Here is a 228-nt window from a genome sequence, read left to right as displayed (position 1 = left end):
CTCGCCGCGAGGGGTGGCCCCCTGGTCGCGATCCTCTGGGGCCGGGACGCCCAGTCGCTGGGCACTCGGCTGGCCGGCATCCCGCAGATCGCCTCCGCCCACCCGTCCCCCGATGTCGGCCCATTCGGGCTTCTTCGGCTCACGCCCGTTCAGCCGGGCCAACGCCGCGCTGCTCGCCCAGGGCGGTACCGAGGTCGACTGGCGCCTCGAGACAACGGCCTGATCCGA

At 74.1% G+C, this 228-nt stretch carries 1 pseudogene; it reads left to right on the top strand.

What is annotated here, in order from left to right:
* Positions 1 to 223, top strand: a pseudogene (locus BN358_RS27885) (uracil-DNA glycosylase); the annotation flags it as partial.
* Between the last annotated feature and the right edge of the window lie 5 nt (positions 224 to 228).

It is taken from the genome of Sedimentibacter sp. B4 (assembly GCF_000309315.1).
Lineage (GTDB): Bacteria > Bacillota > Clostridia > Tissierellales > Sedimentibacteraceae > Sedimentibacter > Sedimentibacter saalensis.
The sequence above is the reverse complement of the archived record's forward strand: the minus strand, read 5'-3'. Positions and strand labels throughout refer to the sequence as shown.